The organism is Candidatus Binataceae bacterium (genome assembly GCA_035308025.1).
Lineage (GTDB): Bacteria > Desulfobacterota > Binatia > Binatales > Binataceae > JAJPHI01.
Genome location: DATGHL010000014.1, coordinates 37,467 through 64,010, shown reverse-complemented (window position 1 = coordinate 64,010; position 26,544 = coordinate 37,467). Strand labels below are relative to the sequence as shown.

24 protein-coding genes and 1 tRNA gene are annotated in these 26,544 nt (G+C 62.7%); 13 read left to right on the top strand and 12 right to left on the bottom strand.

Features of this window, described 5'->3' with window-relative positions; genetic code table 11:
* The first annotated feature begins 13 nt into the window (after nt 1–13).
* Genes VKS22_04095 through VKS22_04085 form a run of 3 tightly spaced genes read left to right on the top strand, consistent with a single transcriptional unit; the run spans nt 14 to nt 3,064 of the window.
* Complete coding sequence (locus VKS22_04095; GenBank protein HLW69784.1) at nt 14–1,165, top strand: acyl-CoA dehydrogenase family protein; 1,152 nt, start codon at nt 14–16, stop codon at nt 1,163–1,165.
* 10 nt (nt 1,166–1,175) lie between these two features.
* The gene (locus tag VKS22_04090) at nt 1,176–2,807 is read left to right on the top strand and encodes an amino acid adenylation domain-containing protein (protein ID HLW69783.1); all 1,632 of its coding nucleotides are present in this window, start codon (nt 1,176–1,178) and stop codon (nt 2,805–2,807) included.
* Nucleotides 2,804–3,064, top strand: a complete 261-nt coding sequence (locus tag VKS22_04085) for an acyl carrier protein (protein ID HLW69782.1) — start codon at nt 2,804–2,806, stop codon at nt 3,062–3,064. The genes VKS22_04090 and VKS22_04085 overlap by 4 nt, the downstream gene beginning before the upstream one ends.
* A gap of 121 nt (nt 3,065–3,185) precedes the next feature.
* Here VKS22_04085 and VKS22_04080 read toward each other — a convergent pair whose 3' ends face one another.
* The 6 genes from VKS22_04080 to VKS22_04055 all read right to left on the bottom strand — a co-directional run bounded on the left by VKS22_04080 (nt 3,186) and on the right by VKS22_04055 (nt 10,086).
* Nucleotides 3,186–4,220, bottom strand: a complete 1,035-nt coding sequence (locus VKS22_04080) for a tetratricopeptide repeat protein (protein ID HLW69781.1) — start codon at nt 4,218–4,220, stop codon at nt 3,186–3,188.
* The gene (locus VKS22_04075; protein HLW69780.1) at nt 4,220–6,619 is read right to left on the bottom strand and encodes a PBP1A family penicillin-binding protein; all 2,400 of its coding nucleotides are present in this window, start codon (nt 6,617–6,619) and stop codon (nt 4,220–4,222) included. The genes VKS22_04080 and VKS22_04075 overlap by 1 nt, the downstream gene beginning before the upstream one ends.
* Nucleotides 6,620–6,640: 21 nt before the next feature.
* Complete coding sequence (locus VKS22_04070; protein HLW69779.1) at nt 6,641–7,099, bottom strand: DUF1844 domain-containing protein; 459 nt, start codon at nt 7,097–7,099, stop codon at nt 6,641–6,643.
* A 182-nt stretch (nt 7,100–7,281) separates the two neighbouring features.
* Complete coding sequence (gene htpX / locus VKS22_04065; GenBank protein ID HLW69778.1) at nt 7,282–8,136, bottom strand: zinc metalloprotease HtpX; 855 nt, start codon at nt 8,134–8,136, stop codon at nt 7,282–7,284.
* Between the two features lie 102 nt (nt 8,137–8,238).
* Nucleotides 8,239–9,186 (bottom strand): glycosyltransferase family 9 protein, encoded by a 948-nt coding sequence (locus VKS22_04060; GenBank protein ID HLW69777.1) that lies wholly within the window; start codon nt 9,184–9,186, stop codon nt 8,239–8,241.
* 273 nt (nt 9,187–9,459) lie between these two features.
* Complete coding sequence (locus VKS22_04055; protein ID HLW69776.1) at nt 9,460–10,086, bottom strand: ABC transporter substrate-binding protein; 627 nt, start codon at nt 10,084–10,086, stop codon at nt 9,460–9,462.
* Between the two features lie 130 nt (nt 10,087–10,216).
* Between VKS22_04055 and VKS22_04050 the strand changes: the two genes are divergently transcribed.
* The 7 genes from VKS22_04050 to VKS22_04020 all read left to right on the top strand — a co-directional run bounded on the left by VKS22_04050 (nt 10,217) and on the right by VKS22_04020 (nt 17,778).
* Complete coding sequence (locus tag VKS22_04050; protein HLW69775.1) at nt 10,217–10,807, top strand: GNAT family N-acetyltransferase; 591 nt, start codon at nt 10,217–10,219, stop codon at nt 10,805–10,807.
* 24 nt (nt 10,808–10,831) lie between these two features.
* Nucleotides 10,832–11,689, top strand: a complete 858-nt coding sequence (locus VKS22_04045) for an SDR family NAD(P)-dependent oxidoreductase (GenBank protein ID HLW69774.1) — start codon at nt 10,832–10,834, stop codon at nt 11,687–11,689.
* A gap of 124 nt (nt 11,690–11,813) precedes the next feature.
* A complete protein-coding gene (locus VKS22_04040) occupies nt 11,814–12,032 on the top strand; it encodes a twin-arginine translocase TatA/TatE family subunit (GenBank protein HLW69773.1) in 219 nt (72 codons plus the stop codon).
* 193 nt (nt 12,033–12,225) lie between these two features.
* Entirely contained in the window at nt 12,226–13,776 is a 1,551-nt protein-coding gene (locus VKS22_04035) for a DUF4331 domain-containing protein (GenBank protein ID HLW69772.1), read from the top strand.
* Nucleotides 13,777–13,872: 96 nt separating this feature from the next.
* Nucleotides 13,873–15,222, top strand: coding sequence for a tetratricopeptide repeat protein (locus VKS22_04030; GenBank protein ID HLW69771.1), 1,350 nt, complete (start codon nt 13,873–13,875; stop codon nt 15,220–15,222).
* Nucleotides 15,209–16,870 (top strand): sulfite exporter TauE/SafE family protein, encoded by a 1,662-nt coding sequence (locus tag VKS22_04025; protein ID HLW69770.1) that lies wholly within the window; start codon nt 15,209–15,211, stop codon nt 16,868–16,870. Before VKS22_04030 ends, VKS22_04025 begins: the two co-directional genes overlap by 14 nt.
* A 35-nt stretch (nt 16,871–16,905) precedes the next feature.
* The gene (locus VKS22_04020; GenBank protein ID HLW69769.1) at nt 16,906–17,778 is read left to right on the top strand and encodes a hypothetical protein; all 873 of its coding nucleotides are present in this window, start codon (nt 16,906–16,908) and stop codon (nt 17,776–17,778) included.
* A 3-nt stretch (nt 17,779–17,781) separates the two neighbouring features.
* Here VKS22_04020 and VKS22_04015 read toward each other — a convergent pair whose 3' ends face one another.
* Together VKS22_04015 and VKS22_04010 are read right to left on the bottom strand one after the other, a co-directional pair.
* Nucleotides 17,782–18,183: a Zn-ribbon domain-containing OB-fold protein gene (locus VKS22_04015; protein ID HLW69768.1), complete on the bottom strand. Its 402-nt coding sequence runs from the start codon at nt 18,181–18,183 to the stop codon at nt 17,782–17,784.
* Entirely contained in the window at nt 18,180–19,340 is a 1,161-nt protein-coding gene (locus VKS22_04010; protein ID HLW69767.1) for a thiolase family protein, read from the bottom strand. Before VKS22_04010 ends, VKS22_04015 begins: the two co-directional genes overlap by 4 nt.
* An 82-nt stretch (nt 19,341–19,422) precedes the next feature.
* Between VKS22_04010 and VKS22_04005 the strand changes: the two genes are divergently transcribed.
* Nucleotides 19,423–19,602 (top strand): hypothetical protein, encoded by a 180-nt coding sequence (locus VKS22_04005; protein HLW69766.1) that lies wholly within the window; start codon nt 19,423–19,425, stop codon nt 19,600–19,602.
* 76 nt (nt 19,603–19,678) lie between these two features.
* Nucleotides 19,679–19,755 (top strand) — tRNA-Met (locus tag VKS22_04000).
* A gap of 27 nt (nt 19,756–19,782) precedes the next feature.
* Here VKS22_04000 and VKS22_03995 read toward each other — a convergent pair.
* Together VKS22_03995 and VKS22_03990 are read right to left on the bottom strand one after the other, a co-directional pair.
* On the bottom strand, nt 19,783–20,934 hold the full coding sequence (locus VKS22_03995; protein HLW69765.1) for a response regulator: 1,152 nt from the start codon (nt 20,932–20,934) through the stop codon (nt 19,783–19,785).
* Nucleotides 20,935–20,947: 13 nt separating this feature from the next.
* The gene (locus tag VKS22_03990) at nt 20,948–21,466 is read right to left on the bottom strand and encodes a response regulator (GenBank protein HLW69764.1); all 519 of its coding nucleotides are present in this window, start codon (nt 21,464–21,466) and stop codon (nt 20,948–20,950) included.
* Nucleotides 21,467–21,945: 479 nt separating this feature from the next.
* Here VKS22_03990 and VKS22_03985 point away from each other — a divergent pair, with 479 nt between their 5' ends.
* On the top strand, nt 21,946–22,179 hold the full coding sequence (locus VKS22_03985) for a hypothetical protein (GenBank protein ID HLW69763.1): 234 nt from the start codon (nt 21,946–21,948) through the stop codon (nt 22,177–22,179).
* Between the two features lie 29 nt (nt 22,180–22,208).
* Here the strand turns inward: VKS22_03985 and VKS22_03980 are convergent, their stop codons facing one another.
* Both VKS22_03980 and VKS22_03975 read right to left on the bottom strand, forming a co-directional pair.
* On the bottom strand, nt 22,209–24,737 hold the full coding sequence (locus VKS22_03980; GenBank protein HLW69762.1) for a hypothetical protein: 2,529 nt from the start codon (nt 24,735–24,737) through the stop codon (nt 22,209–22,211).
* Nucleotides 24,738–24,962: 225 nt separating this feature from the next.
* Nucleotides 24,963–26,393: an amidohydrolase family protein gene (locus VKS22_03975; protein ID HLW69761.1), complete on the bottom strand. Its 1,431-nt coding sequence runs from the start codon at nt 26,391–26,393 to the stop codon at nt 24,963–24,965.
* Nucleotides 26,394–26,544: the final 151 nt, after the last annotated feature.

The following is a 26,544-nucleotide window of genomic DNA, read 5'->3' as shown; positions in this document are numbered from 1 at the left end:
ACGCGAGTCTCAGATGGATTTTGGCCTGAATCCTGAACAGAAACAGTTGCGCGCTTCGGTGCTGGAATTCGCTCGCGCGCAGCTCAATGGCGATATCGATCAGCGCGACGCGCCCGGCATCTTTTCGCTTGAGTCCTGGAAAAAATGCGCCGACTTCGGCTTGCTCGGCCTGCCGATGCCGGTCGAGTACGGCGGCCAGGGCGAGGGGATTATCTCGACCATCGTCGCCATGGACGCGCTCGGCAAGGGCTGCCGCGACAACGGCCTGGTCTTCAGTATCAACGCGCAGATGTGGTCCTGCCAGATGCCGATTTTGCATTACGGCAGCGCCGCGCAGAAGCGCGAATGGCTGCCGAAGTTGATTACGGGCGAGGCGCTCGCGGCTCACGCGATTACCGAGCCGAACGCCGGCTCCGACGTCTTTTCGCTTACCGCGCGCGCCGAAAAAGTTGACGGCGGCTATCTGATCAACGGCGCGAAAACCTTCTCGACGAACGGCCCGGTCGCCGATTTGGCGGTCGCCTTCGCCTACGTCAAACCGAAGACTGAGGGCGGCGCAAAGCAGCTTACGACCTTCCTGGTTCCGCGCGGTGCGCCCGGGATGACCTTCGGCCCGCCGATGTCCAAGATGGGTATCCGCACCTCGCCCACCGGCGAGGTCGCCTTCGACGATTGTTTTGTGCCCGATTCGGCGCGGCTTGGCGCTGAGGGCGCGGGCATGCGCATCTTCAACTCCGCGATGGAGTGGGAGCGCGCCTGCATCTTCGCCAGCCACGTCGGCGCAACCGAGCGCCTGCTCGAGGACAGCATCAAGTACGCACGCGAGCGGCGGCAGTTCGGCCAGCCGATCGCCAAGTACGAAGCGGTCGCCAACCGGATCGTCGAGATGAAAGTTGCGATCGACGCCGGCCGCCTGCTGGTCTACTACGTCGGTTGGATGCATGAGCAGGGCAAGAACCCGGTGATGGAATCTGCGATCGCGAAGCTCTTCGTCGGCGAGAGCCACGTGCAGGCCGCGATGGACGCCGTCCGTATCTTCGGCGGTTTCGGCTACATGAAGGAGTCACCGGTCGAGCGCGAGCTGCGCGACTCGATTTCCGGCATCATCTATTCCGGCACTTCCGATATCCAGCGGCGCATCATTGCGCGATGCCTTGGGCTTTAGGAGCGTGATCGTGGCGAGCGTGACGAACATTCTGCCCGATCTCGTCCGGCGCTCAGCCGGGCGTTGGCCCGACCATCCGGCGATCGCGATGGATGGCCGCGCTTTCACCTACGCCGACCTCGAACGCGCCTCGAACCAGATCGCACGGACGCTCAAGCGCGTGGGCGTCCGCAAGGGCGACCGCGTGATGCTCTGGATGCCGAAATCGCCCGAGGCGATCGCGGCGCTCTACGGCATCATGAAGGCTGGCGCCGCTTACGTCTCGGTCGATCCGTCGGCGCCGCCGCCGCGTGCCTGTTACATCGCCCGCGACTGCGCCGCCGCTGCGTTAATTACAGTTCCGGCGCGAACTGCCGTGCTCGACAAGGAATTTGCCGGCGACGCACCGATGCGCGCCGTGTTGTATGCGGAGCCGCGCGCTAACGGTTTTGCGATCCTTGACGTTCCGGCGATCGCTGGCGTCCCGGCAATCGGCTGGGACAGTGTCGCGGCCGAGAGCCCCGAGGCGCTCGACAACATCGCGACCGCACGCGATCTTGCCTACATCCTCTATACCTCGGGCTCGACCGGACAGCCCAAGGGCGTGATGATCTCGCACAGCGCGTCGCTCTCGTTTGTCGAATGGGCCGGCGACAAATTCGGCATCTCACACGACGATCGTCTGTCGAATCACGCCGGCTTCCATTTCGATCTCTCGACCTTCGACCTCTATGCGGGCGCGCGCGCCGGTGCGACCGTTTATCCGGTCTCGTCGCGGGTTGCGCCTTTTCCCGCGGCCCTGACCAAACAATGGGTCGAGCAGCGGCTGACGGTTTGTTATGCGACGCCCAGCACCTTCATCCTGCTGATGGGCCGTGGCAATCTCGCCGCGAGTGGCATCGCCTCGATGCGCGTTGTGCTCTTTGCGGGCGAGGTCTTTGCGGTCAAGCATCTGCGCGAGCTGATGGCAATCTTTCCGCAGGCTCGTTTCGCGAATCTTTACGGCCCGACCGAGACCAACGTCTGCACCTGGTATGAAGTCACGGAGCCGCCCGCCGATGACTCGCCGATCCCGATCGGGCGCGAGTGCGAAAACTGCGAGGGCTTCATCCTCGACGAAACTGGTGCGCAGGTCGCCGACGGCGAGGTCGGCGAGCTGTGGATCGGTGGCGGCACGCTGATGCAGGGCTACTGGGGCCGCGACGATTTGACCGCGAAGCGCCTGCGATCAATCAAGCCCGCCAACGGAACTCCGACGCTCGCATACAATACCGGCGACCTGGTGCGCCGCTTCCCCGACGGCAACCTGCGTTTTTTTGGCCGCCGCGATCATCAGATCAAGACGCGCGGCTACCGCGTCGAGCTCGGCGAGATCGAGGCCACCTTGAGCCGCCACGCCGCTGTCGCCGAGGCGGTGCTGGTCGCGATCCCTGACGATCAGTTCGGCCATTTATTGCATGCGGTGGTTATCAGGCAGCCGGACGCGGCCGTCACGGAAGGCCAGCTCAAGGGCTTTCTCAAGGAGTCGCTGCCACTTTATATGGTGCCCGAGCGTATCGAGTTTCGCACGGAACTTCCGCATACTTTTAGTGACAAGATCGACCGCGACACGCTGCTCCGTCAGACGCTCGCCGCGGCCTCGGCCAATCCGGTAGGAAAATGAGCAAAACTGCAATCGAAGAAAGCGTGCGCAACTTCCTGATCAACGAGGTCTTTTACGACAAGGCGCTTGACGTGAACGCGCTGGCGCCGAGTGACTCCCTGGTCGGGCTGCTCGATTCGCTCGGCATTATGCGCGTCGTCAGCTTCTGCGAGGAGACCTACGGCATCCAGGTGCCCGATACCGAAATCCTGCCCGAGCATTTCGAGAACATCAGCTCGATCGCGAACCTCATCGAAGGCTGCCAGAAAAGCTCCTGAGCCTCTGCACGTGCGGCTCGGCAGACACGCGACTTTTGCCATTCTGAGCGGAGTCTGCGTAGCGAGGAATCCCGGATTGTTTTGTTTCACGGAGCTCACGCTCGATGAGCACAGCGAATGGCTAGTCCCGTGAGTCATCCTCGGGCGCAGGCGGGGGCGCTGGCGGTGAAGTGAGCGGCGGTGGAAGCGCATCGTCCGCGCTGGGCGGCGGCGCATCGAGGGCGGTAGGCGGTGCATCGAGGGCCGTGGGTTGCGCGACGGCCGCCCCGAGCCGTCCATGACCGGCCTGCGCGCGGAAGTTGCCCGGCGCGTCAGCGACTGCTTCCTGATAGGCCTTGGCGGCGTCCGGCTCGCGTCCCAACTCCTCTTCGCAAGCCCCCTCGAAACTCAGGGTTTCGCCGCGCCAATCCGGACGCGCCGCGAAACCTAACTCCGCACGCTGAAAGAAAGTCAGCGCCTGAGAGTAGTTCTTGCGCGTCAGATAGACCCGCCCCAGGTAGTAATACGCGAAGGGATTGCCGCCGTCGATCGAGACCGCGCGGCCGAGATCGCGTAGCGCGACGTCGGCGGCGCCCTGCGCCAACTCCCGGCGCGCCTGCTCAGTGATCCGGATCGAGGCGGCGAGCGCCGGCGATGAAGCATGGCGGATTTCGGGCGCGAGTGACGCCGCGCCCAGGTCGGGAGCGGGCGCGACCGCGCTCAGATCCAGCGCCGGGGGCGGCGGACTCGGAACTGCCCCGGGCGCGGCCTCACCCGGCGCAAGGGTCTGGCTTGCTTCGGCGCCGACGCTCGGCGACGGCTCAGCGTTCGGAGCCATCGGTTCGGGCACATCTTGATTCTCATCCGGGCCGGCGACCGAGTCGTCATCTTTATCTTCGTCAGCCGGCTGATCCTTCGCGGAACTCGGACTGGCGACGCTGGACGGCCCCGGCGCTTGATTGGTTGATCCGACGGCGACATTCCCCGGACTCGCCGCCGGAAGATCCTCTCCCGGAATCCGCTCTTCCGAGACCAGCGCCAACCTGATCGGCCGCTCCGCGGACGCTGTCGTTCCCGCAGGTGCGGCGCAGGCTGCTCCAGGAAGATAACCGATCGCCGCGATTCCCAGACTGGCGCCGAGGATCAGCCCCCGCCAACGATAGGCCTTCACGCGCATCAGTCGTTGGGCGAATCGTCCAGCGTCGCCTCGGGATTCGCGTCGGTGTTCGTAGCGGCCGCCCCCTCGGCGCCCGGCGCAGCCGTATTCTCGACCGACGCGGCGGACTTGTGGAACGGGCAGACCTCGGTCGGCGCGAGCGCTTTGGGAAACACTCCGATGACGGTCGTCGGACAATAGGGACCGGCGAGATCGCCGCTCAGCGGATCGATCTTCGCAGTCACCACTCCCGCTGGTGCGGCGAAGTCGAGCTCGGGCCGCGACGCCGTCGCCGCCTTCATGAAGCTCGTCCACGCCGGCAACGAGGCCTCCGCGCCGGTCAACCCCAGCGCCTCCTTTTGATCGAATCCGGTCCAGACTACCGCCAGCAGGTTTGGCGTGAAACCCGCGAACCAGGCGTCGTTCGAGTCATTGGTGGTTCCGGTCTTGCCCGCGGCCGGCAGGCGAAAGCCGGCCTTGCGCGCGCCCTCGCCGGTGCCGTGATTGATCACCTGCTCGAGCATAAAATCCATCGTATAAGCGAGTTCCGGCGACAACACCTGCTCAGCCTTGAGCTCGTGCCCTTCAATCGGGTGGCCCTTCTGATCGACCACCGCCGTAACCGCGTAGAACGGGACGTCTTCCCCCTCGTTGGCCAGAATCGCGTACATCCGCGCCAGCGCGATCGGCGTGACTTCGATCCCCCCCAGTATGATCGAGGGGTAGGCTGGTAAATCACCAAACCCCAGCTTTCCCGCCATCGCGATCACGCGGTCGAGCCCGACCGCGTCAGCCAGCCGCGAGGTCGCCGAATTGAGCGACTCTTCGAGCGCGAATTCCAGCGTCACCCGCCCAAAGTAGCGGTTCTTGTAGTTCCTCGGCGTCCAACTCATCGTGCCGTAATTCCAGGTGAACGGCGTGTCCTCGATATAGCTGGTCGGCAGATACTGCGCTTGCCCCGTCATGGTTTCGTCCAGCGCCGCCAGATAGGTGACCGGCTTGAAGGCTGACCCGGGTTGGCGATGCGCCTGCGTGACATGATTGAACTGGCCTTCGCGATAGTCGCGCCCTCCCACCATCGCGCGAATCTTGCCGGTCTGCGGCTCGATCGCGAGCAGGCAGGATTGCAGTTCCTCGCTGCGCTCCTTGCGCCGCAACGACTTGTGTTGCGCTTCGAGCTTCTCCAGATTCTCATCGACGGCCGTTTCGCCCTGCTTCTGCATATGCACGTCGAGCGTGGTGAAGACCCGCAACCCCTCACCGTCCAACACCTCGGCCGGGTAGCGTTCCGCCAATTCGCGCTTGACGTAATCCACGAAGTAGGGCGCGTCGTTGGTCTCGAGATAGGGCTCACGTGCGTGCACCGGTTCGACGACCGCCTCATCGTACGCGGCCTTGCCGATATAGCCGTCCTGCAGCATCGCGCCCAGAACTTCATTGCGGCGGAGGCGCACGGAATCCGCATGACGGATCGGATTATAGCGGTTCGGCGAGCGGATCATCCCGGCCAGCGTCGCCATCTCGGCGATCGAGAGGTCGCGCGGCTCCTTCGAGAAATAAAATTGCGCCGCCTCCCAGATGCCATAGATGCCTTCCTGGCCGCGCTGCCCAAGGTAAATGTCATTGAGATAATTTTCGAGAATCTGATCCTTCGAATAGCGCCGCTCGACGATATACGCCATCAGCGCTTCCTGCATTTTGCGATGCCAGTCGCGCTTGCTGGTCAGGAAAAAATTCTTGACCAGTTGCTGCGTCAGCGTCGATCCGCCCTGCACCACATGGCCGGCGTTGAAATCCACCCACGCCGCCTTGAGCGTGCGCACCAAATCAATCCCATGATGCTCATAAAACCGATGGTCCTCCGCGGCCATCACCGCATAGACCATCCCCGGCGGCATCTCTGCCAGTGGCACGATCCGGCGCTGCTCCCAGTCGCCCTGGAAAATCGCGCCGAGCAGCTCGGGCTCGAGCTCAATCGCGTCCAACGGCTTATGCGTTCCCGCATCCGCGATCTCGATTACGGTCCCGACCGGCGAGACGCGCAACGCAACCTGCTCGCCGGGCGATTCCGAGTATGGGTAGTGAAAACTATGCAGGAAGAGATCGAGCCGCCCGTGCTCTTTATCGAAGCTGTATTCGCCGCGGATTCTGACCTGAGCGGGATCCACCCGATGGTAATTCAACCGCGCGAGCCGTTGGAACAACCCGATATCGTCAATCTTGAGCCCCGGATAGATCGTCGTCGAGTCAGAATAGACCAGCGACGGAATCGTCCAGCGCTTGCCGGCAAAACGCGCCGCGACTTCCTGATCGAGTGCGTTGTAATAGCTGATGAATTTGTAAATCAGCGGCGCGACGGCAAACAGCGCCAGCACCGCCGCGCCAAAAACGCCGAACTTGATCGCGCGCCCGATTCGCATACCCGACGCCAGGACGGTACGTCAGCGTGAGCTGCGCTCGACATATTTCATGCGCAGCTCGAAGAGAATCTCATCGATCAGCGCCTGCTCATTCTGATCGAGATTGCCGCGCGTCTTATCCTTGAGCATCCCGACAATATCGATTAGCTGCTGCGCCGCCGGCAAATCCACCTGCGGCCCGCCCGCCTGCGGATCGACGATCTCGCCGAGGTGAAACAGCGCCTGACTGGAAAGCCCTACCATGAAGCTCGCGAAGTTGAGCTCCCCCAGCGGCCCCGCATCCTGCTGACGCATTTCCGGCGCGGCCGCGGCGGTTGAAGTCCCTGACGCGCCCGATGCCGGCGCCGCCTTGGCCACCGATGGCGCCGCGGGCTCGTCCGCAGCTTTCTCGCCCCGATGTTCCGGCTTCAGCTCGCCCTCGGCCGAAAAGCGCCGGCGATCATCGATCTTGAAGCCTTTGCTCTTTTCCTCTTCTTCCATCGCTCTACCCAAAGCTTTGCCGGATTAGTTCACCGATCGCGAACTCTCCTGGAATGAACTTGCTACTTTCACGAGCATGAAGCTACGTTTGTCATTCTGAGCGAAGGCTGCCGCAGCGAAGAATCCCGGATTTTTCAATTCGCAGAATGAAAGGCGTAACTTAAAATTCTCTCGCACCACGCTCAACCATGACGCGCCATCTCCTCGAGCCGCTTGATCCGTTCTTCGATCGGCGGATGAGTCGAGAAAAGTCGCGACATCATGCCGCCATTCAGTGGATTCACGATAAACAGATGAGCCGTCGCCGGCGTCGCGTCCGCCATCGGGAGCCGCTCGTTGGAAACCTCGAGCTTCCGCAGCGCGCTCGCCAGCAGCAGCGGATTATGCGTCAGATGCGCGCCGCTTTCATCGGCCTGATACTCGCGCGTGCGCGAGATCGCGAGCTGTATCAGCGTCGCGGCGAATGGCGCCAGCAGCGCCATCACCAGCAACTCAATTATTCCGCCGCGCTCGCCCTCGTCGCGCCCCCCCAAACCGCCGAACATCGCGCCCCAGCGCGCCATGCTGCCGATCATCATGACGACGCCTGCCAGCGTCGCCGCGATCGAACTGATCAGAATGTCGCGATTGAGCACGTGCGACAATTCATGCCCGAGCACGCCCTTTAACTCCTCGCGGTTGCAGATGCGCATGATGCCGCGCGTCACCGCGACCGCGGCGTGGCGCGGATTGCGCCCCGTGGCGAAGGCGTTAGGCGTGTCGCTGTCGATCATGTACAAACGCGGAGTCGGGATATTGGCCGATTGGGCCAGTTCGTTGACGATCGCATAGAGTTCCGGCGCGCTCGCGGCATCAAGCGGTTGCGCGCCATACGCCCGCAGCACCATCTTGTCCGAGAACCAGTAGCTGAAAAAATTCATCCCGATCGCAAATACAAACGCGATCGCGAGACCGCCGCGCCCGCCCATCAGGCCGCCAATCGCCATAATCAGGCCGGTCAGCGCCGCCAACAGCAATGTGGTCTTGAGCATCTTCATCGTCGTTTCGCCTCGCTACCGGCGCGCCGCAGTTGAGGCGCGCGGTAGAACTGCCGTTCTGAGGAACCTTTCTACCTTAATTTAATCATGATTCCGGCGCCCTCACAGCCTGCCCGGCCGAGGTTTCGCGATGATTTCCGTCAATTCCGCGGTTACCTCGTCGATGGTTATACTCGCGATCGGTTCCCGCCAGACCGCTCGCGCCGCGCCCAAAGGACGCCAGCGGGCGGGCTGCGTCAGTCCGAACAGCACCACACCCGGCGCGCCCACCGCAGCCGCCAGATGCGCGATGCCGGAATCGTTGCCGACAAAAGCGCGGGCCGACTCTGCGAGACCCGCCACTTCACCCAGTTCGAGCGCATCGAGCGTCGCGATCTGCCGATCGTGAAAGGCGCTTTTCAGCCCGCTTTCGGCCGGCCCCAATATCACCAGACTGCACATGCGCGTCGAGAGGCGCTCCGCCAACTCCGCGAATTTTTCGGCCGGCCAGTTTTTCCACCGGCTCCCGCTGCCCGGCAATACCAGAATAAATCTATCCGGTTCCAGCGCCAGCCGCTCCAAATGGGCCGCCGCCGCAATCCGATCGTACGGCGTCGGCTCAAGCGACGCATCCATGGGCGCGCCCGCCGCCGCAATCGAGCGCAGGTAGCCCCTCGCGACATGATCGTCACCCGGCGGCGCGAACGGATGGAAGCTCACCTCTTTCGCGATTGCCGAAAGCCTGCGGCGAAAGCGCGCATCTTCCGCTGCGAAAAATGAGTAAATCCGCGCGAAGCCGCCAAAGAACTTCTCCGCATCCGTCGGGACTTCCGCGCCCGTCGCAAACAGTTGCGCCACTTCCGCGCGATCGATCGAATGGGCCCGCGCGAGGTCGCTCCGCTCGACCACGAACCGCGCCAGCTCATGCCGCGCCATCAGCTCGATCTGAGCACTCGCGTGGCGCGACGCAATCACGCGGATCGTCGGAATCAGGCAAATCAGGTCGCCCAGCGCACCCGGAAAAATTATCAGTACGCGCGTCCCGGCCCCCTTCGCACCGCAGCCATGCACTTCACTATGCCCGTGACCTTGAGCGCAGCTTTCGGCACTCCAATGCCGGCGACCATAAGCACCGCCGGTAGTCCTTTTGACAATCACGGCAATGACAGTTGCCCATGAAAACCCGGGTCACCCGAATAATTCATAGCGAACTGCGCCACAGGCGCATCCGCCCGTCACCGTACTTGACATTTAAACTCCTCCCCATATTATGCGCCATGGCTAAAAGCTTTTGAGACCGCGATCGCTTACAACTATCGCGTTACAGACAACCGCACTGTTGCTTCATTTCACTTCCGGCAGATGCTTGGCCTTCAACCCCTGCACCAGTTGATCATAGCCGTCGGCGTTGATGATCTTGTTGAATTGCTCGCGATAGTTTCCCAGCGTGCTGACGTTATCCACAACAATATCGAAAAGCCGCCAGCCCGCCGGGGTTTTGCATAACATGTAGTCCACGTGCAGCGGCTCCTGCACCATCGCCAGATGAACGTCGCCGTGCACCGCCGCGGTGGTCGGATCGTCGTAAGTGACCTCGTCCTTGAGTCCATGCGAGGCCGCCTCGACGGTGTTCTGCTGCAATGTCGTCAGATAGGTCGCCAGCACGTAGCTCTCGAACAGCGGCACAAACGCCGTCCGCTGCGCCGGCGTGAGCGCTTTCCAATGCGTCCCCAAGGCGGACTTTGACATGTAAGCAAAATCGAAGTGCTGCTCCGCGATCGCGCGCAGTTGCCGATCGTGCTCCGCCGGCGGCAGCGCCTGATTCGCGAAGACCGGCGAGGCCTGCGCGATCGTCGCGCGCACTTCCCTCACGGGCGCAGGCTCCGCACCGGCAAAGGCTCGCGTGGCCGCCAGCATCGTCACCAGAAGCGCTAACCGCGATGCGGTTTTGTATCGTTTTGCTATGCGCACGTCGCAGACTCCTTACTCGGCTATGCCTTGCGAACTATCATTTCACGCGGCCGCAATAAATTGCTATTGTCAGCGTCCGTTCGACCGACGCGCGCGGAATCCACGACGCTGCGGACGGCTCAAGAACTGAATGACCAAGAGCAATCACGGCGGCCTCAACTCCGACTATCGCCCACAGCAATTGACCCTGCCCGATGGCCGCGCCGTGACATTGCGCCTGATGGAGCCTGTGGATAAAGCCGTGCTCTTGAGATTTTCCCGCGCGCTGCCGCCCAATGACCTGTTGTTTTTGCGCACCGACATTACCCTCGCTGACGCTCTCGATGATTGGATCCGCAACCTCGAAAGCGGCGCCACCGTTACGGTGATCGCCGAGATCGATGGCGAGGTCGCGGGTTACGCCAGCCTGCATCACGATCAGAAGCAATGGACGCGCCGCGTCGGCGAAATTCGGGTTCTCCTCGGCCCGAAGTATCGCGGCGCCGGGCTGGGCCGGCGGCTGGCTGAGGAAGTCTTCCAGATCGGGCGCGCGCGCGGGGTCAAAAAGATGGCCGCGATGCTCACCCCGGACCAGGCCGGCGCGCGCGCGGCCTTCGAACGGCTGGGCTTTCAGGTCGAGGCGCTATTGCAGGCTTGGGTGGCCGATCGCAACGGGCGGCCGCATGATCTCCTTGTCATGAGTCACGATGTCGAGGGTGTCGGCAACAGCTTGCACGCCTAGCAGCGAATTTTTTCCGAGGCCCGTGTGAGCGCTTTTCAGACTTTGCGCAAGGCTTTGGTTGGGAGCTATTTTCGCGGCCGGACGGTGTTGGTCACCGGGGCCTCGAGCGGCATCGGGCGCGAGCTCGGCCAGAGTCTCGCCGCGCTCGGCGCACAAGTCGCAATCGTGGCGCGGCGTCGGCCGCTGCTCGAAGAGCTGGCGAATGAAATCGGCGCCGCGGGCCACGCACAGCCATTGGTTCTCGTCGCAGATGTCACGAAGCGCAAGCCATGCCGTGATGCGGTCGATCATGCGATCGCGCACTTCGGCCACCTCGACCTGCTGATCAACTCCGCTGGCATCATGGAGATGGGCCCGGTCGAATCGATGGAGGCCGCATCGCTCGAACGCATGATGAGCGTAAACCTCTTCGGAACGCTGCATATGATGCAGGCGGTAATCCCGTCGATGCGCGCGGCCCGGACGGGCAATATCGTGAATATCGCTTCACTCGCGGGGCGGCGCGGGACGCCGCCGATCGGCGGTTACTGCGCGTCAAAATTCGCGGTAGTGGGCCTGACCGAAGCCCTGCGGGTCGAGCTTTATGGCAGCGGCGTCAAGGTTTCACTCGTCATGCCGGGTCTAATCGACACGCCGATGACGCAGGGGACCGCGGGCGGCGATTCGCTCAGCGGAGCACCGGGATTCTTCGCGATGCCAGCGCAATGGGTGACCTGGGCGGTGATCGCCGCGGTCGTCCTCGGCCTCACTGAGGTTGACGTTCCGCCGGGCGCCGTAATCGGTGAGAAGATTGCGGCGCTGTTCCCTGGTATTACCGACGGCGCATTGGCGATCGGTCGGCGCATAATGGACTGGCGCGGAGATCGCGCCAAGCCGGAATGATACCGCGGTATCTCCCTCAGAGCGGTCAATCCATGGCAATCGCGCACGCTTAGGGGTAGCCTCAGGCTGAGCGTCGCGAAGGCTTTCGCGGGAATAATCTGAACTGATCCGGAGTCAAACGAGCATGGGAGACTTAATCTCACCGTCGCATCTGCTGTTGCTGCTGGTGATAGTTCTGGTGATCTTCGGTCCGAGCAAGCTGGGGGATGTCGGATCGGCGCTGGGGCGCGCAATTCGCGACTTCAAGCGCGAGATGAATCCTGAAACTCAGCCGCCTGCGCAAACCAAGCCGACCGCCAACGCTGAGCCTCCCGCGATCGATAAGCCCGTCAATCCCTCCTGAGTCTCCCGCCTGCCTCAGCTTCCCGGCTGCAGGGGCCTGAAACTGCGTCGCCGGGTGCCGCAGTCCGCAAATCCAATCCCACGCCTCGTGCGTATCTGACTCGAACGGCGGGATGGCGAACACGGGGGTTCGTCATCAGCTGGCCGGGATGCTGCCGCATCAGGGCAGCCGCACAAAATCAGGAGGGTCGATTATGAGAATTGGCAAGGTCTTGGGTTTGATTGCACTAACAGGCTTGGCGGTGGGAGGCGCGCCGGCCCGAGCTCCCGCCTCGAGCCATCGCGAGGCCCCGCTCATCACGACGATGCCGAAGACCGACGGCACCGATTTTTACATGTTCAACAGCTATGAGACCGCCAAGGCCGGTCAGGGTCTGGTAGACATCATCGCCAACTATCAGCCGCTCGAGGATCCCTTCGCCGGACCGAATTATTACACCATGGATCCCGAGGCGCTCTACGATATCAATATCGATAATGACGGCGACGCGCTCCCCGAATACACTTTTCGCTTCCAGTTCACCAACACGATTCAAAATCTTTCTCTGCCGATTAATGGCGTGAACGTGGAGGTGCCGCTGGTCAACATCGGCGGCATCAGCGCAGGCAACAGCGCGAACTCGAATGTGGTCGAGACCTACACGGTGCAGTTGATCACGTATAACGGCAAGAAAAAGCCCAAAACCGCATTCCTGACCAATGTGGTCGGCGGTACGACGGTCTTTACCAAGCCGACAGATAATATCGGCAACAAGACCTTTGGCTCGCCTGCCGCGTACGAGACCTACGCCGATCAGTACATATACAACGTCAATATTCCGAACTGCAGTACCCCGGGCAGGATGTTCGTGGGGCAACGCAAGGATCCGTTCGTCGTGAATCTCGGCGAGACCTTTGACCTGATCAATATCAGCAATCCGACCGGTGCGCCGAATGAAGCAAGTGACGCGCTGGCGGGCAAGAACGTCACCTCGATCGAGCTCGAAGTGCCGGCGTCCTGCATCGTGCAAAGCTCGACGCAACCGATCATCGGCGGCTGGACTACTGCGAGCTTGCCCGAAAAACGGACGGTGCTGGCCAAGGTCAAAAAAGGCGCTACTACGCTGACGCAAACGCTAAGCAAGAAATTTGTCGAAGTTTCGCGTTTGGGTAATCCTCTGGTCAACGAACTGGTTATCGGACTCCCCGACAAGGATAAGTGGAATTCGAGTCAGCCGATCGACGACCCACAATTCCTGACCTATGTAACAAATCCCACCGCGCCGGCGCTGATCCAAGCCCTCTTCCCGTCAGTCACGGCGCCGACCCTCTTTCCGCGCGCGGATCTCGAGGCTGTTTTTCTGACGGGCCTGTCCGGGCTAAACCAGCCGCCCAATGTCGTAGCCTCTGAAGAGATGCGCCTCAATACCGCGTTTGCCGTCACACCGTTTGGCTTGCAGAGCCGGCTCGGCGCTCTCGGCGGTGATGACTCGGGCTATCCCAACGGCCGGCGGCCCGGCGACGACGTCGTGGACATCACGCTGCAGGTCGCTATGGGCGCCTTGATCAATCCAGGCGGCTTTGGCTTCGGCACCCCGAGCCAGGCGCCCTCGGGTAACCTGCCGTTTACGGACGGCGCATACCTTGACGAAACCTTCTTCAACGTGGCGTTCCCGTACCTGTTGACCCCAATCCCAGGTTCTCCCAACGGTCCGGTGCCGGGTAGCAACGGCGTACCGGTTAATGGTGGACCGGCGGGCACCTAAATCATTAACCGCGGGGCAGTCGGGCGGCCGTAGCCGCTCCGGTTGTCCCGCCTTAGCCGACCAAGTCAATTAGCTATAACCATTGTCAAAAAAGCCATGACACCCAGCTCCAACAATCGTTTCAGCAGTCTGAGTATTCCCAAGATTGTGTTGGCGTTCCTGCTCGTGGCGCTTCTCAGTTCGGGCAGTGCACGCACGCAGTCCCAAGCGCCGACTCCAGCAGCGCAAATTGACCGCGATATCACGATTCTGCAAACGGTTCTGAAGCGACATCCCGATGCGGAACTCTATTACCGACTGGGCGACCTCTATAGTCAGAAGGGCCGTCAGACCGGAGACATTACTTACTTCAATCTGTCCGGCAATTCACTGCGAGAGGCGATCAAGCTTCAACCGCGGCTCGCGCCCGCTCATCGCCATCTGGCGTTCGTGCTTTATGCCCTGCACGATTTTGCTGGTGCGACGACGGCGGCCAACACCGCAATCAAGCTTGATCCGAACGATTCCTACGCCTACGGCGTCCTCGGTGATGCGCAACTCGAGACCGGCGAATACGCTCCGGCGGCGCGATCCTATGGGCAGATGATCGCACTCAAAGCCGACCTCTATTCGTATAGCCGGCGTTCGGGGCTCGAAACGATGCGCGGCGACGACCAGACCGCGATCGCAGATATGCGGCATGCAATCGCGGACGGCATCGCGGCCGGCGAACCTCTCGAGGGAATCGCCTGGGCGCAGGCGATGCTCGCGGAAGATTATTTCCGCATGGGCAAACTGAATGATGCGGACGCCCAAGGCGCCGCTTCGCTCAAGACCTATCCGAACTACTACCGCGCCCTGGCAATCCTCGGCCAGGTCCGCGCGGCGCGAGGTAAGCTGGATGAGGCTGCGGATTTCTATCGCCGCGCGATCGCCGTCATTCCGCTGCCGCAATACGTCGCAGCCCTCGGCGACGTCTACACCGAGATGGGCCGCGTCAGCGACGCCAAACAACAACATGACCTGGTCGAATTCATCGCGCGTCTGAACAAGCTTAATCAAGTGCTCTACAATCGTGTGCTGGTTGACTACTACGCGGACCATGACGTGCAGCATCAGCAGGCCGTCGCGCTGGCAGTGGGCGAGTACCAGATCCGGCGCGATATCTACGGCGAGGACGCGCTGGCATGGTCGCTCTATCGCGACGGTAAGGCGGACGCGGCGCTCCCGCACATAATCGCGGCATTAAGGTTCAACACCACCGACGCGCGACTCTATTTTCACGCGGGAATGATATCCGCGGCGCTCGCGCATAAAACCGAGGCGCGCGCGAATTTAGATCGGGCCATGACGATCAATGCGCACTTCCAGCCGATTCTCGACAACGTCGCCAGTCGCGAGTACGCGGCATTGGGCGGCGACCCGACGGTGCAGTATGCGGCAAAGGCAACCAGTGGTTCGCGCTAGCGCGGTCGGCGCCGCGAGCGCGATCCTGCTCGTATTGCTCGCCTGGCCGCGACTCAGCCTCGCCCATCCGATGGGTAATTTCAGCGTCAATCATTACACGAAGATTGTCACCGACCCAGATCGTGTCCAAATCGATTACATAATCGATATGGCGGAGATTCCGACCTTCCAGGAGATGCAACGAAGTGGAATAGTGCCGCGCGTGGACGATCCCGGTGTCGCGCGATATTTGAAGACGCAGTCCGCTAACCTTAAGCAGGGGTTGACGCTGACTGTCGGCGGTGCGCCGCTCGTGCTTGAAACCGTTTCGCGGCAGGCGCTTTTTCCGCCAGGCGCCGGCGGCTTGCCGACCATGAAAATGGGTTTTGTCTATTGGGCGCATTTGGATCATCGGTTGGTCGATGGCTCATTCGCACTGCACTACCAGGATAGCAACTTTCCCGATCATGCCGGCTGGAAAGAAATAGTCGCAGTCCGCGGACCGGGCACACGCATAGACCATAGTTCAGTCCCTTCGCAGGATCGCAGCCTTGAACTCACGAACTATCCGACTGACATGCTGCACAGCCCTCCGCAGGTGTTGAGCGCCGATTTGACTTTCGCGGCGACGCCGGCGGGAACGGAGCAATTGGCGGATCGCGGAAGTAACGCGGGCTGGCTCGACACTGGAGCTGAGCCGGGCGGGCTCAAGCTCGCAGCCAACAAGGTGGGCACCCCGCGTAGCGCCTTTACCGATTTGATCGAGTCGAATCGGGTAGATGTCACGTTCCTTCTGATGGCGGCGCTGATTGCCGCGGTACTCGGGGGTTTCCACGCGCTCGAACCGGGACACGGCAAAACGCTGGTGGCGGCCTACCTGGTCGGATCCCGCGGCGGCGCACGTCACGCGGTTTTTCTCGGCGGCATCGTAACTGCGTCGCATACGATATCGGTCTATGCGTTGGGGATCATCACCCTGTACGCGTCGCAGTGGATCATGCCCGAGCAGCTCTACCCGTGGCTGGGCGCGGCGTCGGGCTTGCTGGTTGCAGGGCTGGGCTTGACGCTCTTCCTGCGGCGCTACCTTACGGAACCCACCGATAGTCACCACGCGGATCACAGTTACGGACACGAGCATCGTGTTGATGCGGAGGCCGATCACGATCATGCTCCGAGTTTGGAGCATCGCCACACCTGGTGGGGCGGACATGTGAGCAGTACTCACTCGCATAATTCTGATCATAGCCGTTCGCACGATCAGGGCCATAGTCACCATCACGGACATCAGCATGTGCATGAGCCTCGCACACTAGAACTCGCGCTTGAATCACAGAAGCTCTCCGTCAAGAGTCTATTTGTACTCGGAGTCACCGGCGGAATCGTGCCATGTCCGGCCGCGCTAGTGGTGTTGCTCGCCGCGCTCGCGTTTCATCGCGTAGCCTTCGGGCTGTTTCTGATTGTCGCATTCAGCGCCGGCTTGGCCGCGGTATTGATCACTTTTGGCCTTGCGATGGTTTACGCCGGCCGCTTCATGAGCCGCTTTGGCGGCCGCGGTCCGTTGACGGAGCGCTGGCTGCCATTGGCCTCATCAGCAGTCATCACGATCGTCGGAGTAGGTTTGACGCTCCAGTCGCTGATCGTGGCCGGAGTCCTGCACGTTAGAAGCTAAAAGGCACGAGCGGAAGACCGTCGAAAAGGACTGAAATGAATTTTGGAATAGCAGGATCGCTTGCGCCGCTGAGCGTGATGTTGTTGGGCCTGATTCTGGGAATGCGCCACGCCACCGATCCGGATCATGTAATCGCGGTGACGACGATCGTAAGTCGCGAGCGGCGTCTGGCTACGGCGACGGGAATTGGCCTCATATGGGGCCTCGGCCACACTCTGACCGTGCTGGCGGTGGGGGCTGCGATTATCGTCTTCAAGATTGCGATCCCGACGCGGATTGGCCTTGCGATGGAGTTCGCAGTGGCAATCGTTTTGATTCTTCTCGGGCTCGGCGCCGCGGCAGGTGCGGTTCGCCAGGTTGCGCGCCGCATCGGGGGAGCCGCGGTCGCCGGCGCCCGGCCCATGGACGTACATTCCCATAGCCACATCGACGAGGGCGAACTCCATCGACATAGTCACTATCATCCAGATCCCAATGGACATGATTCCAGCGACGCGACACTGGACGCTGATCGATCGAACCACGGTCACAGCCTTGAGGATCCTGCACTCGATCGCCCAGTTCTCGCAGTGCGACGGCCGTTGCTACGTTCCTTCGGAATCGGTCTGGTTCATGGCCTCGCGGGCAGCGCGGCGATCGCTTTGCTCGTATTGAGTGCAATCCCGCAGCCGCTGTGGGCGACACTCTATCTCGCGATTTTCTGTCTAGGGACGATTGTGAGTATGGGGCTGATTACTACTGCGATTGCCGCGCCGTTTATGTTCGCCGCGCAGCGGATGGCGTGGCTGCATCATGGCCTGATCAACGCATCCGGGTTTTTCAGTCTGGGTTTTGGTCTGTTTCTCGCTTATCACCTGGGCGTTGTCGATCACCTCTTCGGTGCGGCGCCTATGTGGACGCCGCAGTGAGCGCTAGGCTGGCTTGAACTTGATCAGTGTACGATCGGGCGTGACGTCGTCGAAAAAGACCGTCACCGGCATCCCGATCTTGACGCTCTCCGACGGCGCTTCGATATTACTCGTCATGCGGACACCCTCGTCGAGTTCGACAATCGCCAGCACGTAAGGTTTGTCGGAGAACGAGCGGGTCGAGGCGCGACGCACCGTCGTGTAGCTATACACCTTCCCCTTGCCGCTGACGGGCTGCCATTCGAGCTGCTCCGACAGGCAATGCGGACAGCGATCGCGGGGATAGTAGATGAAGGCGCGGCAACCGCCGCATCGCTGAAGCTGCAACTCATGCCGTTTGGCGGCGTCCCAGAACGGACGGCTGGTGGCCGTCGGCTTCGGCAGCGGCTTCTCGTAGGCGCTCATGATCGGCGCTCCAGGATGAGGCTGGCCTGCTCGCTCATGATGCCGCCGTTGCCGTTGACGTAAGCGAGCGTTGCGTCCTTGACTTGCCGCCCTTCGCCGCGGCCCATCAGTTGGCGGATGGCCTCGGTCACATGGCTCATCCCGCCGCCGAGCCCGGGCTGGCCGAAGGAAAGCTGGCCGCCGTGCGTGTTGCACGGAAAATCGCCGGCAAACGAAAGATCATGCTCCATCGCGAACGGGCCGCCCTGACCCTTTTTGCAGAAGCCCGCATCCTCGAGCGTCACCAGCACCGTGATCGTGTAGCAATCGTAGGGACACACCAGGTCGATGTCCTTGCGTTCGACCCCGGCCATCTTGAAAGCGGCGTCGGCGGCCGGCTTGATCGGCGAATCCGTAAGCGAAGGAGCGTAGGTGATCGAGGCGTGATTGGCGTACTCGCCGGCGCCGAGCAGCCAGATCGGCGGACGCTTCGCGCGTTTGGCGACCTCCGGCGAGGCGATAATCACGGCCGAGCCGCCGCTGCACGGACTGACGATCTCGAACAGATGGAGCGGATCGACGATCATCCGCGAGTTGAGCACGTCGTCGATCGTGATGAGTTTGTCACCGAAAGCCGCGAGCGGATTCTTGACGGCGCTTTTCCGTTGATCCACGGCGACCTTCGCCATCTGCGACGGCGTCGTGCCGTATTCATGCATATGACGATTGGCGATCATCGCGTAGCCGCAGTTCGCGCCGATATTGCCGTAAGGGGCCTCGAATTCGCGCTGGACCGAGATCACCGGAACCTTCTGGTCGCCCATTTTGTTGAGGTCGGCAACGATGCAGAGCACGGCGCTGCACATCCCGGCGTCGATCGCGGCCGCGGCCCGCCAGATCATGCCCGCGGCACTCGCCCCGCCGATATCGACGACGTTCAGCATCCGCGGGTTGATCCCCAAGACCTCAGCGAGGCTGGCCGGGTAGATCATCCCGGGATCGGCAAAGGGCATCCCGACCAGCAGTCCGTCGAGGTCGCGCTTTTCGAGTCCCGCGTCGGCCAAAACCTCGGCGGTAAGCTGGAACATCAGCTTGAGCGGCGTAACGCCGGCAGGCGGCTCTTTCCACGGTTTCAGTTCGGCGATGCCGATCGCTGCGGCCTTCCCCTTGAGGCTCATGATCCGTAAGCTCCTGAGAATTCGCGAGATTCGTTATCGAGGTAGCACAAACCGGCGGGCAGACAAAGGAGAGCGCTGACAAATGGCCTTCATCATGTGCGACGATCACAACCTCTCGGTCGAGGCCGATGGGATCGATCCGGCGGCGGCGCGCAAGCTGATGCTCACCGAACTACCGCCGAATGCGAACGCGATCGAGCGCGAGTTGCATGAGTTCGGGAAGCATCATCGCGAGTGCAATATCCGCGTGCTGGCGGATTAGCGGCGCACTGCCGCATCATCCTTCTGCCAATCCGGACTGTGTTGACCCGTGTGTGACGCGATCGTTACTATGCGCGGGCGGGGTGGAGCAGTCTGGTAGCTCGCCGGGCTCATAACCCGGAGGTCAGAGGTTCAAATCCTCTCCCCGCAACCAATCCAGTTCAGCTTTTCGTGCTGAGGTCTACGCCGAAGCGGCGGTTAATTGCGCTTCCAGCGCGTCCCGCAGAGAATTAGCTTCGCGATCGAGGTCCTTTAACAGAGGCTGAATAGCGGCACGCCCGTCGGCTCCCGCGCTGCGCTCAACCTGATCGCAGACTGCGGCCAGACGGCGCGCGCCTAGTTCACGGGACGCCCCCTTCAAGGAATGCGCGGCGTCGCGCACGGCCTTGAGGTCGCCGCGGTCGAGCGCCGCCCGGATGGTCTGCAGGCGCACGCTCAGATCGCAGACAAAGACGTTGAGCAGATTATTGACGAAGTCGGTTTCGCCGGGCCGCTGGCACTCGCGCAATTCCGCGAGTTTCTCCGGATCCAGAACTTCCATTGTCAGGATTCTCGCCATACCGGCGGCTGGGGTTGACGGGGAGACGCCGGCGCTGAGGAATCTGGCCCACTTATCGAGGGTGGCCGCAAGGTCTTCGGGAACGATCGGTTTCGAGACGTAATCGTCCATGCCCGCGGCAAGGCATTCTGCGCGATCGCCCGCGAGTGCATGTGCAGTGACCCCGATGATTATGCTGTGGCGGCCGTTGCCCTCACGGCGACGGATCTCGCGCGTCGCCGTGTACCCATCCATCTCGGGCATCTGGCAGTCCATCAGGATGATCGAGTAGGCGCGTTCTGCGAGCGCGGCGAGCGCCTCGCCGCCGTGGTTCACCGGCGTCGCGGCAAAACCGATCCGCTCGAGCATCCGTAGTTGGACCTGCTGGTTCACCGCGTTGTCCTCGACCAGCAGGATACGGATGCGCGCGCGCAGCTCGTCGGGCAACGTGCTCTTGAGTTCGCTGACGCGGCGCCGGCGCGTGCGCCCGGAGCCGCTGGCCTCGTTTCCGCTGGCGGCTTCCTCAATCGCAGCCATAGTCACATTCAAAGTGTTAAAGAGCTGCGTCTGTTTGATCGGTTTGACCAACAGGCCGCGAATCCCGGCGGGTCGTATCGAGTTTTCATCGGGACGCGCGCCGAGCGCGTACGTACCTATAAGCCGCGTCCGGGCGAGGCGGCCGTCGGCCTTGATCGCGCGGGCCAGCGTGAAGCCGTCAATCGAGGGATTCTGCATTTCGATCAGAATGATGTCATACGGATGATTTCCGGCGGCGGCGGTAGTCAGGGCGACCATGGTCTCAGCCGCGCTAGTCGAAATCTCGCAGAGGGTACCCCACCGCGTTGCCGACCAGATTAGTAATCACCTGGCACAACCGCGCCGAATCCCCGCGCAGACGAGCGGATTCCAACGCGGAATCGCGCGTTTGGGCGATTGCATCGCGCGCCTGCCGGCGATCGATCGCGTGACGAATCGAGCGCGCGGGCAGGTCGGAAGTGAACGCGCCCATCACCAGATCGTCCTCGGCGCCGAACTTCACCGCGTCGCGCTCCTGAGCGCGGTCGTCCGACGCGCTGAGCGCCACAATCGGAATCCGCGACGCGGCCTCATTCACCGAGCGTAGCGCCTCCAGACCAGGCGCGTCCGCCAGCGCGAGATCGAGCAGTACGACGTCTACCCCCGGCTGCTGCAGGCGGATCAGGCCCTCGCCCAGTTGATCAATCGATTCGAGCTCGAAGCCCTCCGCGCGGGCCATCGTCTCGCGCACGAATCGGGCCTTGGCCGCATCATCCTCGATCAGTAAGGCTCTGATTATCTGCTCAGACATAGATCGCCAGTCGATGCGCGTCTCAAGCCATCTGGTCCGGCGAATAGCCGCAGTAACCGAGGCCGCAGCGTCTGGTTGCAAACGCCGAACACATCGAGCGACGCGAGTCGGAGCAAGCTCGATGCCTGTACCAGCCGGTCTCAGTTTCTTCGGATTGGCGCTCGCAATACCGCGGTTGTGCCGAAACCTTCATCGATAAAGCAAAAATCGCGTGCGACGACCCGTGAAAAGGAATTCTTGTTTACATTCAGCCTCTCGACCGCAGCGCCAAAAGTTGGAAGCGACGCCAAGAAACTGCCGATCGCCAAGACCTTATCCAATTGAAGATCTCGTCGGCTGAAATTGCGAACCTTCATTGACACCGGCGGTGCATCGAGCCTGATTAATTCGCCCCGATGTCGCATCTGCGGACCCGCCGAGTGCGGGCTCTTGCAGTCGAGGCCCCTACGCCATAGCCTTGAATTGTGACTTCAGAGCAAATGAATGAGAGTCAGGAGCCATTTCGGGTCGAGCAACTGCGGTTCGGGCATTGGCTGATTGAACTGTTCACGGCGATCGGCATCACGGTTGGGCTCGCGCTTCTGTGGATGTGCGAGAATCTGCGCAACCAGTACTTTCGTCTGCTGGATCGCGTCAATTTCAAACCGCGCCCGCGGAGGGCGAGTGCGTTTCCGCCCGGCACTCCGGCGAAAGTGACACCACCGCGAGCGTGAGCCTCGCGCCCCGACCACAATACTGGCGACTAATCGAGACGGCTGCGCGGCTGCCCCTTATGCGAGCGCGGGCCGCGGCTGTCGGCTCGCGCCACGCGCAGTGGCTGAACCACGCGCACACGCGAGGCTGAATCTGCCGCCGGGTTCTCGTCGAGCAGACGCGCCAGATAGCCTGCAAGCTCGTCGTCGAGCACGCTAATCAATGCCTCGGTTTGCGCGGCCTGCGTGATTCTGAGAAAGCCTTCGAGGCGGCCGCCTTCATCGTGTTCTGCGATAAGTCGCGCAATCGCGCTCTGCGAGAGCGCGGCGAGCCGGGCCTCGAGCGCGCGTCGGACCCGGCCGAACAATTCAACCAATGGCGGCCGCGGCGACGGCGTACCGATGACGTAATTGCATCGCGAGCAGACAGGCGCGATTTCCGGCGACAGCGCGCCGTCCTGTGTGCAGCGCGCGACGCCGCTCGCGAGACGCGCGAACTCAATCGCCAGTTCAAGCCCTAGCGGCGGGCCGAGCGCGCGAATCCCGTTAAGTCGCGCCAGTACGGCCAGATGCCGCTCAGCATCCTCGGCAATGGTTGTCGCCGCCGCGAGTTCCGCGCGCCAGGCCTCGTGGGCGGCGCGATAGAACGGCACATAAGTCCATTTGAAGCGCTGGAAGCGCGACTCGAGGGCGTCAAGGCCGCTCGCGGCGCGGGCGCGGACCGCGGCGGCGGCGCCAATCAGCAGCAATTTGCATTCGGCTTCAAGTTTGGCGAGGGCCGGGTCGCGATGCGGATCATCTTCGAGTTCGCGATGGAGCCCCATCGCCTCGAGATACTCGCGCATTACGCGCAGGCGCGGGGTGGCGGCGGCGAGCACCGCCAGCAAATCGTAATCATCGAAGATTCGCGTCAGCTCAGCGCGTTTCTCGGCAATCGCCGCGGCGGCGATCAGCGCGGCCGGACCGGCCTCGGCGATTGCGATGAAATCGGCGAAAGTCTGTTCCTGTTCGCCGGTCAGGGTGGCGCCGGAGTGGCGCGCCGCCTGGCGCAGTCGGTCGCGGTTGCCGGTGGCGCTCTCAAGCGCCGCCGCCATCGCCGAACCCAGACGCTCGCGGGCGGCTTGCATTTCCTCGAGCTCGGCAGCCGGCATCAGAGTGGCGTCGAACCTCCGCATCGATGCCAGCGCGCCATTGAAGCGGGCAACTTCGGGAGCCGCGGCGACGCCTTCGTTAAGGCGCAGCGTCGCGTCCGCGGAATCGAAAACGATTACACCAGCGCTGCGATTGTCGAGTTCGGCCGCAACTTCTTTGATTGCTGCGAGCTGATCTGCGTTTTGATTTTGGCCGCGCCTCCGGCGGGTGGCGGAGTCTGCGACGTTCAGCCGAAGACAGGACTCGGCCGCATCTTGATTTTGGCCGCGCCTCGCAGACTCGGCCGCCCCCTGTGCTCGCTTCACTTCGTTGTGCTGGTCCGCCAACGTGAGGCGCGCAGCGAGTTGCGCGAGCGTGAGCGGCTCGCGCGGGAACATCACGTGATTGAGCGTCAAGAGCTCGACGATTTCGGCGGCCAGCGCCCGGCGCGGTGCGTCGATTGCACGGGCGGCGGCCAGCGCGAGCGCGTGGGCTGCGCTTCCACGCTCGCCCAGGCGGGTCTCGACGGCGCTGCGCACGCCCGCGACCCTCATCAGATGCGTCGGCCATATGAGCGCGTGCGGGGACGCGGCGGCGCGCGCCTCCAGCAGCACCTCGCGCGCGAGCCGCGCCGCCGGCGCGATCGCATCGGCACTGCCGCCGAGCGCGACGAGCATCTGGGCCGCCGCGGGATGGAATGGAAAGAGACTTTCGAGAGCCTGCTCTTCGGGCTGAACTGCGCCGTAGGCGTCGCGGAGATCGCCGCTCACGGCCTCGTCCAAACGGCGGGCGCGGCCGATCGCGACTGCGGCAAACTCGTCGGCCTGCGCGCCGAGCGCGAAAGCCCGAGCCTCGGCCACTGACGAAGCGGCGCGTCCGGCCGCGATAAGCGTAAAGCGCGGCCGCGCCAAGGCGCCCGCCAGACCCGCCATCGTGGTGAGGCTCGAAGCCGCCACCGCAGGGTCGAGCAGGTCAAAATCGATCGCGATGGTAACCGCTTCGACGCCCTGACGCTTGGCTTGATCAAGGACAACGCGCAAGCCCTCGGCGCCGCGCAGGTTGCGCCAGAGGGCGGCATCGGACGGGGCCCCGGTCAGCGCTTTCCCGATACGATGCGCGATCGCGCGATCGAGCTCTGCCGCGGTCTCGGCCGTTAAACTGAGTGCGAGCGTCAGGCGGCGGCCTGCGGGCATCGCCAAAGCCCCGGCGCGCGCGTTCAAGGCCGTCACGTAATTGAGAAAATGGGTCTTGCCGACGCCGGACGGTCCGCTTAACCAGATGAGCGCGCCGTGCGCGGCGGCTAACTGCTGGTTAATCGCGCTCCACGCGCCCTCGGCCGCGCGGGTCATGACAAATTCGCGCACTGCAGAGGATTCGGGCGTCTCGGCCAGTGCGATGCGGTCGGCGATCTCGCCGCTGATCGCGTACGGGTCGACCGTGTCCCGCATCCCCCTCTGAATGCGCATACATAATGTCATACGCCCGCTACGGCGCTTGCGCCATACGGGGCAATGATTTTCTGTACATGGGAGGTTTCGCAACGGTGCGTGCGTTAACAAACAGTTAGCGAATAATTGCCTAATCCGGGCAACGCTAGGCGTACCCGATAGGCGAATACGATCGGACATCGTGAGGGCAAGGCAAATCTGGAAATCGGGCTCCCGCCCGACGAATCAGCCGGCGGGGCGGCGCAGGATAACCGGATCGATCTTGCGCGGCACGAGTTGACCGTCGCCGAGCGCGCCGAGCAACTGTCCGTGTTCGACGATCGGCCGGCCGCGCAGAATCGTCATCACGGGCCAGCCGCGAACCTCCCAGCCCTCCCACGGACTGTAGTCGCTGACGTGGAAGTCCGCGCGGCTCAGGCGCTTGTGCACTTGCGGATCGATCAGACAGAGGTCGGCGTCGCTGCCGGGCGCGATCGCGCCCTTGCGCGGATAGAGGCCGAGGATGCGCGCGGCGTTGCTCGAAGTCACGTCGGCATAGCGCCGGAGCGACATCCCGCGCTTGACGACACCCTCCGTATAGACGATACCCATCCGCGCCTCGGCGCCGAGGTTGCCTCCGGTGACATCGTCAATCTGATCGCCGCGCAGCTTGACTTCGAGGGCGGTGGGAAATTCGTCGGTGGCGACGGTGGAGACGCCGTCACGCAGGAGCCCTTCCCACAGCGCCTCCTGATCGTCGGGGAACTTGAGCGAAGGATAGGTGTGGTAGCAGAAGCCGCGCGGCTGGCGATAATCGGCGGCGGAGAAACAGGCGTAGTGATGGAGGGTTTCCGCATAAATCGGCAGATTGTGGCCGCGCGCCTCGGCCACCGCCTCGACGCCTTCGCGCGCCGAGGTATGGACGAAATAAACCGCGCTGCCGGTCGCGCGCGCCATCGCAATCGTGCGGGCGAAGGCGAGTTGCTCCGAAAGCTTGCTGTGCACCAGATGAAGATTGACGCCGTGCGTCCGGCCGGCGGCGCGGAATTTCTCATAGTTGAATTGAACCAGATCCTCATCCTCGGCATGCACGACCATGATGCCGCCGTGGCGCGCCACCCGTTCCATCGCATGGCCGATGCGGCCGAAGTCGAGCTTGAACGGCATCCGCGCCGGATGCGGCGGCAGAACTTCGTTGGTGAAGACTTTAAAGCTCGGGAAACCCTCCTGGATCGCCTCCGCCATCTGCTCGAAGACGCCGAGCGGCAGCGCGCCGCCGAGCGCGATATGAAAGCTGTAATCGACGTAAGAGCGGCCCTCCCAGCGCGTGCGGCGGCGCGCCAGCGCGGTGGGAATATCGGTCCTCGGGTGAACGAAAACGAAATCCAGATGCGTCGTCACGCCGCCAAAGGCCATCCCGCGCGTATCGTCCTCGGGGCCGAGCGTGAGCAGGCGCTCATCCGGATGCATTCCAACCACGCTGGCCAGATGGGCGTGCGGCTCGATGCCGCCGGGCACGGCGATTTTGCCGATCGCGTCGATCGTGCGCACGGCCGCGGGCGGCGGCGCGGGCTCGGTCCCGGCGAGCACGATTTTTTCGCCGGCGATGCCGATCGTCCAGCGGCCCACGCCGTCGGGCGTGACGACGTCGGCGCCACGAATCAGGAGATCGAGCATATCCGGAGGTCTACCATGTGCAGGATGAAACTGCGAGAAACCGGGCGTCAGACAGTGGGTGACGTTGGCGTGCATGCCATCAGGTAGCGGAAGCGGGATTCCTTTCCTTGAACGCAGCTCGCAGACTCTTTACTCTGGCCGCGCCTCGCAG

Coding starts and splice junctions, on each gene's coding strand:
- VKS22_04010 (HLW69767.1), bottom strand. CDS start 19,340: ATGAGCCTCAAGGGGAAGGCCGCAGCGATCGGCATCGCCGAACTGAAA.
- htpX (HLW69778.1), bottom strand. CDS start 8,136: ATGAAGATGCTCAAGACCACATTGCTGTTGGCGGCGCTGACCGGCCTG.
- VKS22_03995 (HLW69765.1), bottom strand. CDS start 20,934: ATGGTCGCCCTGACTACCGCCGCCGCCGGAAATCATCCGTATGACATC.
- VKS22_04080 (HLW69781.1), bottom strand. CDS start 4,220: ATGCGCGTGAAGGCCTATCGTTGGCGGGGGCTGATCCTCGGCGCCAGT.
- VKS22_04020 (HLW69769.1), top strand. CDS start 16,906: ATGAATTTTGGAATAGCAGGATCGCTTGCGCCGCTGAGCGTGATGTTG.
- VKS22_04050 (HLW69775.1), top strand. CDS start 10,217: ATGACCAAGAGCAATCACGGCGGCCTCAACTCCGACTATCGCCCACAG.
- VKS22_04015 (HLW69768.1), bottom strand. CDS start 18,183: ATGAGCGCCTACGAGAAGCCGCTGCCGAAGCCGACGGCCACCAGCCGT.
- VKS22_03990 (HLW69764.1), bottom strand. CDS start 21,466: ATGTCTGAGCAGATAATCAGAGCCTTACTGATCGAGGATGATGCGGCC.
- VKS22_04035 (HLW69772.1), top strand. CDS start 12,226: ATGAGAATTGGCAAGGTCTTGGGTTTGATTGCACTAACAGGCTTGGCG.
- VKS22_03985 (HLW69763.1), top strand. CDS start 21,946: ATGAATGAGAGTCAGGAGCCATTTCGGGTCGAGCAACTGCGGTTCGGG.
- VKS22_04085 (HLW69782.1), top strand. CDS start 2,804: ATGAGCAAAACTGCAATCGAAGAAAGCGTGCGCAACTTCCTGATCAAC.
- VKS22_03975 (HLW69761.1), bottom strand. CDS start 26,393: ATGCTCGATCTCCTGATTCGTGGCGCCGACGTCGTCACGCCCGACGGC.
- VKS22_04030 (HLW69771.1), top strand. CDS start 13,873: ATGACACCCAGCTCCAACAATCGTTTCAGCAGTCTGAGTATTCCCAAG.
- VKS22_04070 (HLW69779.1), bottom strand. CDS start 7,099: ATGGAAGAAGAGGAAAAGAGCAAAGGCTTCAAGATCGATGATCGCCGG.
- VKS22_04040 (HLW69773.1), top strand. CDS start 11,814: ATGGGAGACTTAATCTCACCGTCGCATCTGCTGTTGCTGCTGGTGATA.
- VKS22_04075 (HLW69780.1), bottom strand. CDS start 6,619: ATGCGAATCGGGCGCGCGATCAAGTTCGGCGTTTTTGGCGCGGCGGTG.
- VKS22_04095 (HLW69784.1), top strand. CDS start 14: ATGGATTTTGGCCTGAATCCTGAACAGAAACAGTTGCGCGCTTCGGTG.
- VKS22_03980 (HLW69762.1), bottom strand. CDS start 24,737: ATGCGGGACACGGTCGACCCGTACGCGATCAGCGGCGAGATCGCCGAC.
- VKS22_04005 (HLW69766.1), top strand. CDS start 19,423: ATGGCCTTCATCATGTGCGACGATCACAACCTCTCGGTCGAGGCCGAT.